Genomic DNA, 15,543 nt, shown 5'->3' with positions numbered 1-15,543 from the left:
CTCCTAGCGGCTCTGTAGGGCAGGAGGAGTGGGGGTGACAAGCCTTGAACCAGTGGGAGCGCTCCCACTATGAGGAGGGGCGGGTGCGCGGTCAAGGTGTGTGAAGACTCGAAGAAGTTCGAAAGAAAAACTTGACCCACCCTCTGTTGCTTGACGGCGGACCGGGGTTACGGTCGGCGGCACCAGTGGGAGCGGTTCCACGTCAGCCGGCGCGTTGTCAGGTACGCGCCTAAATGGCAAGGAGTCGCTCATGCGACACCCCCCGCGCACGTCATCGTTCGTCGTGGGAGCCGCGCTCGCCTTGGCGGGCGTCGTTCTCGCACCGGCGGCCCCCGCGGCCGCCACCCCGGTCCGTGCGGCCGCCCCCGTGGCGGACGCCCCGCCGGGGACCGTCCCCTCCCGGGCGGCGGCCCCCACCGCGGGTTGCACGGTGGAGTACACCGTCGTCAACCAGTGGTCCGGCGGGTTCCAGGGCTCGGTCACGGTCACCAACCGGGGCCCCGCGCTGGACGGCTGGCGGCTCGGCTTCGGCTTCCCGGGCGACCAGCGGGTCACCCAGGGCTGGGGCGCCCGGTGGTCCCAGTCCGGTGCCTCGGTGACCGTCGTGAACGAGAGCTGGAACGCGGCGCTCGCCCCGGGCGCCACCGTCACGGCCGGCTTCGTCGCCTCGTACTCCGGCGCCAACCCGGCGCCGACCGCCTTCACGCTCGACGGCACCCCCTGCGGTGACCCGGGCGGCCCGACGGATCCACCCGATCCGCCGGACCCGCCGGACCCCGGTGACGGGGCGCCCGTCCTCACCGCGAGCGGCAACCGGCTCGTGGACGCGGACGGCCGGACGCGGCGCATGCTCGGCGTGAACCGCTCCGGCGGCGAGTTCATGTGCGTCCAGGGTTACGGGATCTTCGACGGCCCCGTGGACGACGCCTCCGTGCGCGCCATCGCGGACTGGAAGGCGAACACCGTACGCATCCCCCTGAACGAGGAGTGCTGGCTGGGCCTGGACAACATCGACCCCAGGTACCGCGGGACCGCCTACGTCGACGCCGTCAAGGGCTTCGTGGGCCGCGTGCTGGCGCACGGCATGACCCCCGTGCTCGAACTGCACTGGAGCTGGGGCCGGTACACCGGCAACTCCGCCGGCTGCGCCGACGAGCACGCGAGCTGCCAGAAGCCGATGCCCAACGCCCGGTACACACCGGCGTTCTGGACCTCGGTCGCGGACACCTTCAAAAACGACCGGCGCGTCGTGTTCGACCTGTTCAACGAGCCGTACCCGGACCGCGCCACCCCCACGGCCGACGCGGCGTGGGCGTGCTGGCGGGACGGCGGCACCTGCCCCGGCATCGGCTACGAGGTGGCCGGCATGCAGGACCTGCTGGACGCGGTACGGGCCACGGGCGCGAGGAACCTCGTGCTCGTCCCGGGCCTCGCCTACGCCAACGACCTGAGCCGGTGGCTCGCGCACGCCCCGACGGACCCGGCCGGCAATCTCGCCGCCGCCTGGCACGTCTACAACTTCAACACCTGCTCCACCGAGAGCTGCTGGGACGCCACGCTCGCCCCGGTCGCCGCCCGCGTCCCGCTGGTGGCGGGCGAGATCGGCGAGAACACCTGCGGCCACGGGTTCATCGACCGCGTCATGGCGTGGTTCGACGCCCGCGGCCTGTCGTACCTGGGCTGGACCTGGAACACCTGGGACTGCTCCGCGGGCCCGGCCCTGATCAGCGCGTACGACGGCACCCCCACGCCGTTCGGCGCGGGACTGCGGGACCACCTGCGCGCGCTGGCCGGCTGAGCACGGACCCGCCGCGCCCGGCGCCGCACACGGCACCACACGGTCACGCACCGCAGCACACCGCAGCACACCGCAGCACACCGCAGCACACGCAACACGGCACACCGCACGCCCGGAGAGACCGGGAAGAACCAGAGAGGAAACATCATCCCCATGAGCCGCACGAGCACCGCGAGCACCACCGTTCAGGTACCTCGCCGCCGCAGCAGAACGGCCCTGCTGGCCGCCTGCACCCTGATCGCCACGGCGGGCGCGACCGCCACCGCGCTCTCCTCCCCCGCCGGGGCCGCCGCCCCGGGCTGCAAGGTCGACTACACCGTCACCAACCAGTGGAACAACGGCTTCGGCGCCAACGTCACCGTCACCAACACCGGCGACCCGGTCGCCGCGTGGACCCTGGAGTGGACGTACGCGGGCAACCAGCAGGTGACCCAGCACTGGAACGCCGCGGTCACCCAGTCCGGGGCCGCCGTCACCGCGAAGAACCTCGCGTACAACGGCTCCCTCGCCACCGGCGCGTCCACGTCCTTCGGGTTCAACGGCTCCTACGGCGGGACCAACGCCGTGCCGACCGTGTTCAAGCTCAACGGCGTCGTCTGCAACGGCTCCACCGGCCCGACGGACCCGCCGACCGACCCGCCCACGGACCCGCCGGCCGGCAACCGGGTCGACAACCCGTACGCGGGCGCCAAGGTGTACGTGAACCCCGAGTGGTCCGCGAAGGCCGCCGCCGAACCGGGCGGCGCCAAGGTCGCGAACCAGCCCACGGGCGTCTGGCTCGACCGCATCGCCGCGATCGAGGGCGCCAACGGCGGCATGGGCCTGCGCGACCACCTCGACGAGGCGCTGCGCCAGAAGGGCAACGGCGAGCTCGCCATCCAGCTGGTGATCTACAACCTGCCGGGCCGCGACTGCGCCGCGCTCGCCTCCAACGGCGAGCTGGGCCCGACGGAGATCGGCCGCTACCAGCGCGAGTACATCGACCCCATCGCCGCGATCCTCGCCGACCCGAAGTACAAGGGCCTGCGGATCGTCACGACGGTCGAGATCGACAGCCTGCCGAACCTCGTCACCAACGTCACCCCGCGCCCCACCGCGACGCCCAACTGCGACGTGATGAAGGCGAACGGCAACTACGTGAAGGGCGTCGGCTACGCCCTGGCGAAGCTGGGCGCCGTCCCGAACGTCTACAACTACGTCGACGCCGGCCACCACGGCTGGCTCGGCTGGGACGACAACTTCGGCGCGTCCGCCCAGATCTTCAAGCAGGCGGCCACGGCGGAGGGCTCGACCGTCGCCAACGTCCACGGCTTCATCGTGAACACGGCCAACTACAGCGCCCTGAAGGAGGACCACTTCACCGTCAACGACACGGTGGCCGGCCAGTCGGTCCGCACCTCGAAGTGGATCGACTGGAACCGGTACACCGACGAGCTGTCGTTCGCGCAGGCCATGCGGAACGAGCTGGTCCGGATCGGCTTCTCGCCGAACCTCGGCATGCTGATCGACACCTCCCGCAACGGCTGGGGCGGCGCGGCCCGCCCGACCGGCCCCGGCGCGCAGACGAACGTCGACACGTACGTCAACGGCGGGCGCTACGACCGCCGCATCCACCTCGGCAACTGGTGCAACCAGGCGGGCGCCGGCCTCGGCGAGCGGCCCCGGGCCAACCCGGAGCCGGGCATCGACGCCTACGTGTGGATGAAGCCCCCGGGCGAGTCCGACGGGTCGAGCAAGCTCATCCCGAACCCCGACGGCAAGGGCTTCGACCGGATGTGCGACCCCACGTACACCGGGAACCCGCGGAACAACAACAACATGTCGGGCGCCCTGCCCGACGCCCCCATCTCGGGCGCCTGGTTCTCGGCCCAGTTCCAGGAGCTGCTGAAGAACGCCCACCCGGCGCTCTGACGCCCGCAGCCGGCTCCTGACCACGAGCCCCCTCCCCCGGCGGTACGTTCCCGGGGGCGGGGGCTCGTCCCATCGCCCGGAACGGTGCGGCGGCGGGCGGCGGCCCGGCGCGGGTACGGCGGCTCAGCGCGGTGCGGCGGCGGGCGGCCGCTCAGCGCGGTGCGGCGGCGGCCTCGCGTGCCGGGGCCAGGACGTGGTCGCGGCCCCAGGCGCCGAGCGGGGCGAGGGCGTCGTTCAGCGACACGCCCCGCGGGGTCAGGGAGTACTCGACGCGCGGCGGCACCTCGTCGTACTCCTCGCGGTGGACGACACCGTCGGCCTCCAGCTCCCGCAGGTGCGAGGCGAGGACCTTCTCCGTCACCCCGGGCAGCTCGCGGCGCAGCTCGCCGAAGCGGCACGGCCGCTCGTGCAGCGCCCACAGGATGAGGACCTTCCACTTCCCGCCGATCACGTCCATCGCGGCGTCGATCCCGCACACGTACGCCCCCGGCCGCCTGGCCACCGCCATGCCGCCACCCCCTCCACCTGGATGCTTACCCGGAGGTGACCACCCACTCGAAAGTGCGTACTTGAGCGGCCGCCCCGCACCGACGAGCCTAACGGTCATGACCGACACCACCCCTTCCCCCGAAGGCTCCCCGACGCCGTCGCCCACTCCCCTGACCCTGCTCGGCACCGGCGACATGGGCAGCGCCCTGGGCCGGGCCTGGCTCGCAGCGGGCCACCCGCTCACCGTCTGGAACCGCACCCCCTCCCGCACCGAGCCGCTCGCCGCGCTGGGGGCGGTGGTGGCCTCCTCGGCCGCCGAGGCGGTCGCGGCGAACCGGCTCGTCGTGGCCTGCCTCCTCGACGACGACTCCGTCGGCGCCGCCCTCGACGGGGCGGACCTGGCCGGCCGTGACCTGGTGAACCTCACGACCGGCACCCCCGGTGAGGGCCGCTCCCGGGCGGCCTGGGCGCGGGAGCGCGGCGCCCGCTTCCTGGACGCCGGGATCATGGCCGTACCGCCCATGATCGGCGCGCCCGACTCGGGCGCCTACGTCCTCTACAGCGGCTCCCGCGACCTCTTCGCGGAGCACCGCGCCACGCTCGCCGTCCCGGCCGGCGCGCGGTACGTCGGCGAGGACCCCGGCTTCGCCGCGCTGCACGACGTGGCGCTGCTCAGCGCGATGAGCGGGATGTTCGCCGGGGTCCTGCACGCCTTCGCCCTGGTGCGCCACGAGGAGGTCGCCCCCCGGGACTTCGCCGCGCTCCTCGTCGACTGGCTGACGGCCATGGCCGGGGCGGCGCACGCGACGGCCGAGCAGATCGAGACCGGCGACTACGGCAAGGGCGTCGTGTCCAACCTCGCGATGCAGTCGGCGGGGAACGCGACGCTGCTGCGCACCGCCGAGGAGCAGCGCGTCAGCCCGGAGCTCCTCACGCCGTACATGGAGCTGATGGCGCGGCGGGTCGCCGCGGGGCACGGCGCGGAGGACGTCGCGGGGATGGTCGAGCTGCTGGATCAGCGCTGAACGGACCGGAGTTCGGCCGGAACCGCGTTGTCGGCGCGGGACCGGCGGGACTAGAGTCGACGGCGTGACTGCCGGGTCGGCCATGGGCCAACAGCGAGTGGGGCACCCGGCCTCCTCGTGAGCGCGGGGCGGGCCAGAGGCCCCCCTCGGCGTGCGCGCGTCCCTCCGACGCGCTCCTCTCCGTTCCTCCCTCGCACGGGGGACTTCTCGCACGCCTTGACGCCCATCGACCACAGGGAACATCCATGACCGCAGATCTCAACCACACCGTCGTCCACGCCACCGACAAGCAGGCGTCCGCCGAGTTCCTCGCCGGGATCCTCGGGCTGGAGGTCGGCGCGCCCTTCGGGCCGTTCGTGCCGGTGGACACCGGCAACGGCGTGACGCTCGACTTCTACACCGCGCCCGACGGACAGGTCGCCTCGCAGCACTACGCCTTCCTCGTCCCCGACGAGGAGTTCGACACCATGATCGACCGTCTGGAGGCGGCGGGCGTGACGTACTACGCCGACCCGCACCACACCGAGAGGGGGAAGGTCAACACCCTCTTCGGCGGGCGGGGCGCCTACTTCGAGGACCCGGACGGCCACAACATGGAGATCATCACCCGCCCGTACGCGCGCCCCGCGTAGGCGCGCCGCTCCGGACGGGCCGGGGGCGCGCGCCGCACGACGCGGGGCGCGCCCCGCCCTGGGTACGGCCCCCGTCCGAGCGGGAGTCCGGGTACGGGTGCGGGTGCGGGACGGGTACGGGTTCCGTCCGAACGGGCCCGACCCGGGTCCGGGTCCCGCCCGCGCGGGAGTCCCGGTACGGGAACGGGTCCGGGTTCAGGCGGCGGGCGCGGCCGGGCCCACTTCAGTCGGGCCGGACCCGGTCCGGTCCGCCTCGGTCCGCTCCGCCTCGGTCCGGTCCACCCCGGACAGGTCCGACCAAGACAGATCGCGTTCGGGCAGGTCCAGTTCGGCGAGGACCTCCCCGTCGTCCGTCATTCCGAGCGCGCGGAAGCCGAGTCGCGCGTAGAAGCCCTCCGGGCCGTGATCGCCGGGCTTGTAGGTGACCGTCACCGTCGACCCGCCCCGGCGCCGGACCTCGTCGCAGACGGCCGCGACGGCGAACCGGCCGTAGCCGGCGCCCTGGTGGTCGGCGGAGACGGCCAGCCGCCACAGCCCGCTGCGGGGCGCGGCGCCGGGCCCGTCGAAGTCGAACGGGACGTCGAAGAAGGCCATCACGAAGCCGACGGCCTCCTCACCGTCGCACACCAGCCGCGGCCAGGCGATGTCGGGCGAGGCGTACGCCTCGGCGAGGGACTCCGCGACCGACTCGACGAACCCCGCCTGCTCGGGCCGTACGCGCAGCCGGCACGCGTCCGTGACGTTGTCGGGCGTGATCTTCTCGAGGCGGGGTGCGGAAGGCATGCGCGCGACCCTAAGGGACGCGCCGTCGAGTCGGCACCCGGGTTTCGGCGACGCGGCGACGTCCCCGGACCGCGCGGGCCCGTCACGTGTCCGTCCGCCGGGTGTGGCAGGTACGGCAGGCGCGCGGCCTCCACTCGGTGAGGCCTGCGACGCCGACCACCTTGTAGACCTGGGCACCGAGGCCGACAGCCGTCTCGGGGCCGAGCGTGACCCCGCAGTGGACGCAGTCACCGCCGTCGCGCTGTCGCCGGGTGAGACGTTCGGCGTCCGCCACCCCCGGGAGGGACGTGGCGGGGAGGTAGCGGGGGTCGAAGGTCATGTCGCTCATGTCCATGAGAGCTCCGCGCGGAGACCCCCACAGGTCCGACTACGCGGTCTGCGCATACGCACACGTCAGGCAAGGCGAAAGCCCCGCACGGCAATTGAGCCGCACCGGGCGGTGTGCTCTGTGTATGCACTCCCACGGGCGCGTAGCTCGCCCTCTAGGGCAGCATGAACCCCGCCTGTGCGCTACGGGGTAGCGCACAGGCGGGGCAGTCGTACAGATCAGCCGAGCGTGGGAACGGGTCGATGGGGTTGTCGAACCGTGCATGACCTCGCCCTCGCCGGAAGGTCAGCGACCTGGACAACAGACCGCCATATCCGAGGCAACTCGGGGATCGTGCGGGACAGTCCTGAGAGACAGGACAGGTCCATCGTCCCAACCCAGGACGCCGTTTCTACGTTTCTGCCCGACCTTCAGCCGCGCCCAGCCCAAACAGCGAGGCTACGGACTTACGCCTTACCCGTGCAGAAAGCCGTACTCCCGCCGGGCGTCCCGACAGACATGCGCACCGTACGCCTGTCAGGGATATCGAAGTCCACGGTCTTCGAATTACCGGATCCGAGGTCGAAGCTCCACGCCTTTTCGATGCGAGTTCCGTCTGCCGTTGCCCACTGGAGGCTGTAGTTCATCATGGCGCCCGACCAGTTACTGATGGACAGGGTCTCGGTGCTGCCCTTGAAGGATGCGCGAGCAGCCTTGGTGGAGTCGCTCGACCTCCAAATGGTGGCAAGCAAGTCGTTGGCATCGGGGTCGTTGTCGGCCACCGACTTGTCGCAGTCAACACTCCAGTAGGCAGCCGGCGCCGCGTGCGCCGTCCCCGGCACAACGAGGACGAGCGTCGCAACGGCTGTGGCCGTCAGCCCGGCAACGCTCGCGAGAGTTTTCTTCTCAAAGATACGCATGACTCTACTCCTCCGCTTCTGCGGCACGAATTGAGCAGGAAAAAAGCAGCCCATGCCCTCGCCGGGACGGTCTGCAACCCCCTGCGCGCCGACGGCTTTTGACCCCTGCGCAATCCGAACGCTACATGCGCTGCGATTAATGATCAATAGATCTCTTCGGGGATGGCCAGAACTGTTCTTTCGTCTATTCGCCTGACCTTTCATGGCGTTCCGCCGGTCGTTCCGGCGGAATGCTGCAGTCTGTTTCGGTGCGTTGCGGGCGGGCCAGGCCCCGACTGTCGCGCCATGTGCCCGCCGGGCTACACAGGTTCGGTGGGCGATGCGGGTACGCCGCGACGGCCGGGTCTGCTGGTCGACCAGCGTTCCGGGGGTGGAATCGCTGAATCCTGATGGTGATGATGTCGGTCCAGGGCCATGGCGCGGGAAGCGGAGTGCCGGCGACCCAGGTGCTGGCCCATGGGGCGGAGCGACGGAGTTGACCATAGGCCTGGAAACAAGGGACTGCTGGTCGGCCTCGCGGATCCCGTGCACCTCCGGCCCGTCGGGGAAGCGTGCATGCCGAGACCTGTCGTGCGACGCGCCTGGATCGGCGGCCTGAACCTGCCCGCCAGGGGGCCGGGAGACCCCGACGTCCGCTTCGGAGGATGTCCTGACCACCCGGCGCCGGGTGCGGCGCAGTGCGCCCAGGCATGGCGCGAGCCTCCTGTCGTGCGGCGGCGCCCCGCTCGGGGGCGGAAAGGGGCGGCACGGCGCGTCACGCGCCGGGTACCGCCCCGTTCACGCGGAGTCGCGGACGACCAGGGACGTGGGCAGGACGAGCTGGCGCGGTTCGGAGCCGGTGCCGGTGATCTCCTGGAGCAGGACGCGGGCCATCACGCGGCCCATCTCCTCGATCGGCTGCCGCACGCTCGTGAGCGGCGGGTCCATGTGGCGGGCGACCGCCGAGTCGTCCACGCCGACCAGGGCCACGTCGTCCGGGACGCGGCGGCCCGCCTCGCGCAGGGCGACCCGCGCGCCCGCCGCCATGACGTCCGAGGCCGCGAACACGGCGTCCAGGTCCGGGCAGCGCTCCAGGAGCTCCACCATCGCGCGGTGGCCGCCCTTCTCGGTGAAGTCACCTGCGGCGACGAGGCGTTCGTCGGCCGTCAGGCCGGCGGCCGCCAGGCCCTGGCGGTAGCCGTCGAGGCGGCATCGGGCCACGTACATGTCGAGCGGCCCCGTGATGGTCGCGACGCGGCGCCGGCCCCCCTCCGCCAGGTGGGCGACGGCGGAGCGGCCCGCGCCGACGTTGTCGGAGTCGACGTACGCCACGGGCTCCGCCTCGGAGCGGCGGCCGTTGAGGACCGCGGGGATGTCCAGGCCGCGCACCACGTCCGGCAGCGGGTCGTCCGCGTGGACCGACACCAGCAGCACCCCGTCGACGCGCTGCGCCGCGAGGTACTGCTCGAAGCGCTGGCGCTCCTGGCTGGTGCGGATCAGGGTGAGCAGCAGTTGCTTGTCGGCGTCCGCGAGCTCGGCGCTCACCCCGCGGATGATGTCGAGGAAGTACGGTTCGGCGAACAGCCGCGCCTCGGTCTCCGGGATGACCAGCGCCACCGCGTCCGTACGGGCCCCGGCCAGCGCGCGGGCCGCGCGGTTCGGGACGTACCCCAGCTCCGCGACGGCCCGGGAGACGGCGGCCCTGGCCCGGTCGCTGACGCGGGGCGAGCCGTTGATGACGCGCGACACCGTGCCGCGGCCGACGCCCGCCCGGGCCGCGACCTCCTCCAGGGTGGGCCTGCCCGTCTGCCGTCCGTTCACCGCCATGGGGTCACGTCTCCCGTCCGTCCTCAGTGCCGGCTCGCCCGGGGCGGAGAGCCGCGGAGCCGACCGCCCGGCCGGGCGGGGCTCCTTGGAGTCAAAGTAGAGCCTGCCCCGCGCACGGGCCCCAGCGGGAGGGCCGGGTTCTGACCGAGAGTGGTGGGAGCGCTCCCACCGTAGCGGAAGGTGGCGCCTGGCTCCAGCGGTCGGCCTTGAGGTCCTGAAGGCACGCACCGCATCGCGGACGCCGGGCGCCCGTGCGGGGATCAATTCGCGTTCATCTCTTGACACCCGTACCCGCCAGGCAGCAACCTTCCGGGCATGGCGACGTGGGAGCGCTCCCACCACCACCCCGCGAGGGCTCGCCGGATCCGACGCACGAGCCGCCGCACGCCGATCCGATCCGCCCCGGTCAGGCCACCCGGTCCCCCGGCCCCGGCCGCCCCACCCCGGCGCGACCCGCACCACCCTGGACGAGGAGAGTGGAGAATGCGCACTTCGAGCAGTACCCGTGACCTGGCCCGCAGACGCCGCCCCGCACTCGCGGTGACCGCCTTCGCGGCCTGCGCGGCCCTGATCGCCGGTTGCAGCGACGGCGGGGGCGACGGCTCCGGATCGGGCGCGGGTGCCGACGGGAAGATCACCCTGCGGATCGGCACCTTCGGGTCGTTCGGCTACGACGACAAGAACGGCGCCAAGCTGTATGCCGAGTACGAGAAGCTGAACCCGCACGTCGAGATCGTCGAGTCGAACGTCGCGGACGGCCAGAAGTACTGGGACACCCTGAAGCTGCGCCTCTCCCGCAACAGCGGCCTCGCCGACATCCAGGCCGTCGAGGTCGGATACATCGCCGAGGCGACCGGCTCCACCCTGGCCGGCAAGTGGGTCGACCTGTCGAAGACCGGGGGCGCCGACACCTCCGCGTTCCTGGACTGGAAGATCAAGCAGGCCACCACCGCCGACGGCAAGGTCATCGGCCTCGGCACCGACATCGGCCCCATGGCCATCTGCTACAACAAGGACCTCTTCGCCAAGGCGAAGCTGCCCACGGACCGCGAGCAGGTCGCGCGGCTGTGGGCCGGGGACTGGGCGAAGTTCGTGACCGCGGGCAAGACGTACCAGCGCAACGCCCCCGCGGGGACCGCCTTCCACGACTCCGCCAGCGGGCTGTTCAACGCCGTCCTGTCCAGCCAGCCCCAGCAGTACGCCGACGCCGAGGGCAACCTCGCCTGGGAGGAGAGCCCCGGGGTGCGCAAGGCGTGGGGCCTGGCCGTCGACGCGGCGCGCAGCGGCATCACCGCGAAGCTGCGCCAGTTCGACGAGAAGGGCACCTGGAACGCCGGGTTCAAGAACTCCCGGTTCGCCACCGTCGCCTGCCCCTCCTGGATGACCGGCATCATCAAGGACCAGGCCGGCCCCGCCAACCAGGGCAAGTGGGACATCGCGGCGCCGCCCGTCGCCGGCAACTGGGGCGGGTCGTTCCTCGCCGTCCCCAAGGCGGGCAAGCACACCGAGGAGGCCGCGAAGCTGGCCGCCTGGCTGACGGCGCCCGCGCAGCACGCCAAGGTCTTCGGCGTGAACGGCAACATCCCGTCCACCAAGGACACGCTCGCCTCCGACGCCGTCCAGAACGCCAAGATCCCGTACTTCGGTGACACCCCGGTCGGGAAGATCTACTCGTCGGCGGCCGCGGGCATCACCCCCGCACCGGTCAGCCGGTACGACGGCCAGGTGAAGACGTTCGTCACGGACAACGGCATCCTCGACATCGAGCAGCGCGGCACGTCACCCGAGGCGGCGTGGAACAACGTGAAGAAGCTGGTCGACGACAAGATCGTCCAGTAGCGCCCGGGGGACCCCGGCCCCGGCGGACGCGGGACCGGGCCCGGCCCGGCGCGGGCGGGACCGGGCCGGGCCGGGTGGTGCGGACGGGCCGGGTCGTGGGGACGGGCCGGCGCCGGGGTCCGCCGCCGATACGGACCCCGGCCCACCCGGACAGCGCCCGGCCCCGCACCGAACCGACAGGCACACCGCGGCGCCCCGGGTGTGCCACGCCCGAGGGTGCACGGCGCCCACCCGCGGACGCCCTGACGCGCGCCCCGTCGCCGGGCCCGCCCCACACGACAGTGAGCGGACACCGGCACCGGCCCGCACCCCGTCGTCCGCCGAGCGCCCGGCCCACGACTCCCTCGGCGCGGCCGGGCCACCAGAACCCGCGGCCGGGCCCCCAGAACCCGCGGCCGGGCCCCCAGGACCCGCAACGGGGCCACCAGCACCCCCGACCGAAAGGACCCCCTCGTGGCCACCTCCGTCCGGGCGGCGGCCGACGGTACGCCGCCGCCCCCTCCTCCTCCGCCCCCCGCCCTCCGGAAGCCGACGCCGACCCCGGCGCGCGCCGGCTGGCGCAGCAGGCTCTACCGCCTGGACCTCAAGGCGACCCCGTACGCGTTCGTCGCGCCCTTCTTCCTCTGCTTCGCCGCGTTCGGGCTCTTCCCGCTGGTGTACACGGGCTGGCTCTCCCTGCACCGGGTCGAGCTGGGCGGCGAGGCCGAGTGGCGCGGCGCCGACAACTACACCGCCCTGTGGGACAGCGACTTCTTCTGGAACGCGCTGGCCAACACGTTCACCATCGGCGTGATCTCCACCGTCCCGCAGCTGCTGATGGCGCTGGGCCTGGCGCACCTGCTCAACTACAAGCTGCGCGGGCGCGGTTTCTTCCGCGTGGCGGTGCTCGCCCCGTACGCCACGTCCATCGCCGCCGCCACGCTCGTCTTCGCGCAGCTGTTCAACAGCGACTACGGGCTGATCAACACCGTGCTGGGCTGGGTCGGCTTCGAGCCGGTCAGCTGGGAGTCCTCGAAGTGGCCGGCGCAGATCGCCATCTCGGTGATCGTGACGTGGCGGTGGACCGGGTACAACGCGCTGATCTACCTCGCCGCGATGCAGGCCGTCCCGCAGGACCTGTACGAGGCGGCCGCGCTCGACGGGGCGTCGCGCTGGCGGCAGTTCGTCAGCGTCACGATCCCCTCGATCCGGCCGACGATCCTCTTCACCATCGTCGTGTCGACGATCGGCGCGACCCAGCTGTTCGGTGAGCCGATGCTCTTCGGCGGGAGCCTCGGCGTGAGCGGCGGCAGCGGCAACCAGTTCCAGACGCTCAGCCTGCTCATGTACGAGAAGGGCTGGGTGACGGGCGCGCTCGGGCAGGCGTCGGCCATCGCCTGGGTGATGCTGCTGCTCCTGCTGCTCATCGGCGCCCTCCGGCTGCTGTCCGCCCGCGTCCACCGCAAGAGGCAGGGGTCCTGACCGATGAAGCTCACGCAGACGGCCGGCCGGCAGCACCACGCCGGGCCCGTCACCTACGTCCTGCTGGGGCTGGCCGCCCTGGTGTCCCTGTTCCCGCTGTACTGGAACCTCGTCGCCGCCTCGCACACCGGGGAGCGCGTCGTCGAGGCGCCCGCCCCGCTGCTGCCGGGACCGCGCCTGTTCGAGAACCTGTCCTTCGCCTGGAACCAGGTCGACATGGGCGAGGCCCTCGTCAACACGACGGTGGTGGCCGGGTTGGTGGCCGTGTCGACCGTGCTGTTCTCCACGCTGGCCGGGTTCGCCTTCGCCAAGCTGCCGTTCCGGGGCCGCAACGTGCTGCTGGCCCTGGTGGTCGCGACGATGACGATCCCGCCGCAGCTCAGCGTCATCCCGCTCTACCAGATCATCACCGACCTGGGCTGGGTGGACCAGCTGCAGTCGGTGGTGCTGCCGTCGCTGGTCGCCGCGTTCGGCGTGTTCTTCATGCGGCAGTACCTGCTGGAGGCGCTGCCCGTCGAACTGGTCGAGGCGGCGCGGGTGGACGGCGCGCACAGCCTGCGGATCATCTGGCACGTGGTGTTCCCGGTGGCGCGGCCCGCGATGGCCGTCCTCGGCATGCTCGTCTTCGTCCAGGCGTGGAACGACTTCTTCTGGCCCTTCATCGCGCTGACGCCGGACGGGAACCCGACGCTCCAGGTCGCGCTCGCCGGTCTGGGCTCCGGCAACCACACCATCAACCAGGCCGTCGTGCTGACGGGCGCGCTGATCTCCACCGTGCCCCTGCTGCTGGTCTTCGCGCTGCTCGGCAAGCACATCGTGGGCGGCATCACCTCGGGCGCGGTCAAGAGCTGACGCGCGCCGGCACCGCCGCACACCACACCGCCGCACACCACACCGCCGCACCCCGCACCGCCGCGCCTCGCACCGCGCCGCACCGCCGTGCACCGCACCGCGCCGCCGGTCCGGCACCCACCACGTCACTCCTTCCTACCCGCGTTGGGAGCGCTCTCCTATGACTGCGTCCGAAGCCCGGCCGCTCACCGCGACCCGCCAGTTCCCGCCCGGTTTCCTCTGGGGAGCCGCCACCGCCGCGTACCAGATCGAGGGCGCGGCGGCCGAGGACGGCCGTACGCCCTCCATCTGGGACACCTTCTCCCACACCCCGGGGAAGGTGTTCGGCGGGCACACCGGTGACGTGGCCGTCGACCACTACCACCGCTTCCGCGACGACGTCCGGCTGATGCGGGAGCTGGGCCTCACGGCCTACCGCTTCTCCGTCTCCTGGTCGCGGGTGCAGCCCACCGGGCGGGGCCCCGCCGTGCAGAAGGGCCTCGACTTCTACCGGGCCCTCGTCGACGAGCTGCTCGACGCCGGGATCCGGCCCGCCCTGACCCTGTACCACTGGGACCTGCCGCAGGAGCTGGAGGACGCGGGCGGCTGGCCGCAGCGGGCCACCGCCGAGCGGTTCGGCGCGTACGCGGCGCTCGTCGCGGACGCGCTCGGCGACCGGGTAGAGCGCTGGACGACCCTCAACGAGCCCTGGTGCACCGCCTTCCTCGGGTACGGCTCCGGCGTCCACGCGCCCGGCCGCACCGACCCCGTCGCCGCCCTGCGCGCCGCGCACCACCTGAACCTCGCGCACGGCCTCGGCGTGCAGGCGCTGCGCGCGGCGCTGCCGCCGCGCGCCGAGGTGGGCGTGTCGCTCAACCTGCACGAGGTCCGGCCGCTGACGAACGCGCCCGCCGACCTGGACGCGGCCCGCCGCATCGACGCGGTCGGCAACCGCGTGTGGCTGGGGCCGATGCTCGACGGCGCCTACCCGGAGGACCTGCCGGCCGACACGGCGCGCCTCACGGACTGGTCGTTCGTCCGGCCCGGCGACACGGCCACGGCGCACCAGCCGCTGGACTTCCTGGGCGTCAACTACTACACGCCGACCCTGGTGTCCGCGGGCGGCGACGGGCCGGCCGGCGGCGACGGCGGGCACGGCGGCGGGACGTCGTCGCCGTGGCCGGCCGCGGACGAGGTGGCCTTCCACCAGCCGCCCGGCGACCTCACCGCGATGGGCTGGTCGGTGGACGCCTCCGGCCTGTACGACCTGCTGACGCGGCTGTCGCGCCGGTACCCGGAGCTGCCGCTGTACGTCACGGAGAACGGCGCCGCGTACGAGGACGCGGTCGGGGCGGACGGCGCCGTCCACGACCCGGAGCGCATCGCCTACGTCCACGCCCACCTGGAGGCGGTGCACCGGGCCGTGGAGGACGGTGCCGACGTGCGCGGGTACTTCCTGTGGTCGCTGCTGGACAACTTCGAGTGGGCGTACGGGTACGACAAGCGGTTCGGCGCCGTCCACGTCGACTACGACACACAGGTCCGCACCCCGAAGGCGAGCGCCCACTGGTACGGGCGGGTCGCGCGCAGCGGCGAACTGCCGGAGCTGCCGGGGGCGTGAGGCCGCGCGCTCCGGCCGGGGTGGGGGTGTCGGCCGGAGCGCGCGGTGCAGGGGGGTGCCGGGGGCGCCGGGGCGGGGGTGCCCCGGGGGGGGGGGGGGGGGGGGGGGGGGGGGCGGGGG

The 15,543-nt window shown here is 72.7% G+C and carries 13 protein-coding genes; 8 read left to right on the top strand and 5 right to left on the bottom strand.

What is annotated here, in order from left to right; translation table 11 throughout:
• Positions 1 to 250: 250 nt before the first annotated feature.
• On the top strand, positions 251 to 1,798 hold the full coding sequence (locus ACF053_RS06345) for a cellulose binding domain-containing protein (protein WP_391952805.1): 1,548 nt from the start codon (positions 251 to 253) through the stop codon (positions 1,796 to 1,798).
• Between the two features lie 153 nt (positions 1,799 to 1,951).
• On the top strand, positions 1,952 to 3,709 hold the full coding sequence (locus ACF053_RS06340) for a glycoside hydrolase family 6 protein (protein ID WP_391952804.1): 1,758 nt from the start codon (positions 1,952 to 1,954) through the stop codon (positions 3,707 to 3,709).
• 151 nt (positions 3,710 to 3,860) lie between these two features.
• On the opposite strand, the gene ACF053_RS06335 is transcribed toward ACF053_RS06340, so the two are convergent.
• Positions 3,861 to 4,217 (bottom strand): winged helix-turn-helix transcriptional regulator, encoded by a 357-nt coding sequence (locus ACF053_RS06335; protein WP_391952803.1) that lies wholly within the window; start codon positions 4,215 to 4,217, stop codon positions 3,861 to 3,863.
• A gap of 97 nt (positions 4,218 to 4,314) precedes the next feature.
• On the opposite strand from ACF053_RS06335, the gene ACF053_RS06330 reads away from it, so the two are divergent.
• Positions 4,315 to 5,223 carry an NAD(P)-dependent oxidoreductase gene (locus tag ACF053_RS06330; RefSeq protein ID WP_391952802.1) on the top strand — a complete coding sequence of 303 codons (909 nt, stop codon included), beginning with the start codon at positions 4,315 to 4,317 and terminating at the stop codon, positions 5,221 to 5,223.
• Positions 5,224 to 5,468: 245 nt separating this feature from the next.
• Complete coding sequence (locus ACF053_RS06325; RefSeq protein ID WP_391952801.1) at positions 5,469 to 5,855, top strand: VOC family protein; 387 nt, start codon at positions 5,469 to 5,471, stop codon at positions 5,853 to 5,855.
• Positions 5,856 to 6,050: 195 nt separating this feature from the next.
• Here ACF053_RS06325 and ACF053_RS06320 read toward each other — a convergent pair whose 3' ends face one another.
• The 4 genes from ACF053_RS06320 to ACF053_RS06305 all read right to left on the bottom strand — a co-directional run bounded on the left by ACF053_RS06320 (position 6,051) and on the right by ACF053_RS06305 (position 9,671).
• Positions 6,051 to 6,638: a GNAT family N-acetyltransferase gene (locus ACF053_RS06320; protein WP_391952800.1), complete on the bottom strand. Its 588-nt coding sequence runs from the start codon at positions 6,636 to 6,638 to the stop codon at positions 6,051 to 6,053.
• A gap of 82 nt (positions 6,639 to 6,720) precedes the next feature.
• Positions 6,721 to 6,966, bottom strand: a complete 246-nt coding sequence (locus ACF053_RS06315; protein WP_391952799.1) for a hypothetical protein — start codon at positions 6,964 to 6,966, stop codon at positions 6,721 to 6,723.
• A gap of 446 nt (positions 6,967 to 7,412) precedes the next feature.
• The gene (locus tag ACF053_RS06310) at positions 7,413 to 7,865 is read right to left on the bottom strand and encodes a hypothetical protein (protein WP_391952798.1); all 453 of its coding nucleotides are present in this window, start codon (positions 7,863 to 7,865) and stop codon (positions 7,413 to 7,415) included.
• Positions 7,866 to 8,642: 777 nt separating this feature from the next.
• Entirely contained in the window at positions 8,643 to 9,671 is a 1,029-nt protein-coding gene (locus tag ACF053_RS06305) for a LacI family DNA-binding transcriptional regulator (RefSeq protein WP_391952797.1), read from the bottom strand.
• A gap of 483 nt (positions 9,672 to 10,154) precedes the next feature.
• On the opposite strand from ACF053_RS06305, the gene ACF053_RS06300 reads away from it, so the two are divergent.
• The 4 genes from ACF053_RS06300 (at position 10,155) to ACF053_RS06285 (ending at position 15,423) form a co-directional block, all read left to right on the top strand.
• Entirely contained in the window at positions 10,155 to 11,510 is a 1,356-nt protein-coding gene (locus ACF053_RS06300; RefSeq protein ID WP_391952796.1) for an ABC transporter substrate-binding protein, read from the top strand.
• Positions 11,511 to 11,963: 453 nt separating this feature from the next.
• Complete coding sequence (locus tag ACF053_RS06295; RefSeq protein WP_391952795.1) at positions 11,964 to 12,971, top strand: carbohydrate ABC transporter permease; 1,008 nt, start codon at positions 11,964 to 11,966, stop codon at positions 12,969 to 12,971.
• Positions 12,972 to 12,974: 3 nt separating this feature from the next.
• A complete protein-coding gene (locus ACF053_RS06290) occupies positions 12,975 to 13,823 on the top strand; it encodes a carbohydrate ABC transporter permease (protein WP_058945026.1) in 849 nt (282 codons plus the stop codon).
• Positions 13,824 to 13,983: 160 nt separating this feature from the next.
• Positions 13,984 to 15,423, top strand: coding sequence for a GH1 family beta-glucosidase (locus tag ACF053_RS06285; RefSeq protein WP_391952794.1), 1,440 nt, complete (start codon positions 13,984 to 13,986; stop codon positions 15,421 to 15,423).
• Positions 15,424 to 15,543 lie beyond the last annotated feature (120 nt).

It is taken from the genome of Streptomyces kanasensis, assembly GCF_043077165.1.
GTDB lineage: Bacteria > Actinomycetota > Actinomycetes > Streptomycetales > Streptomycetaceae > Streptomyces > Streptomyces changanensis.
Note: the sequence above shows the minus strand (reverse complement) of the source record. Positions and strands in the feature narration are given on the sequence as shown.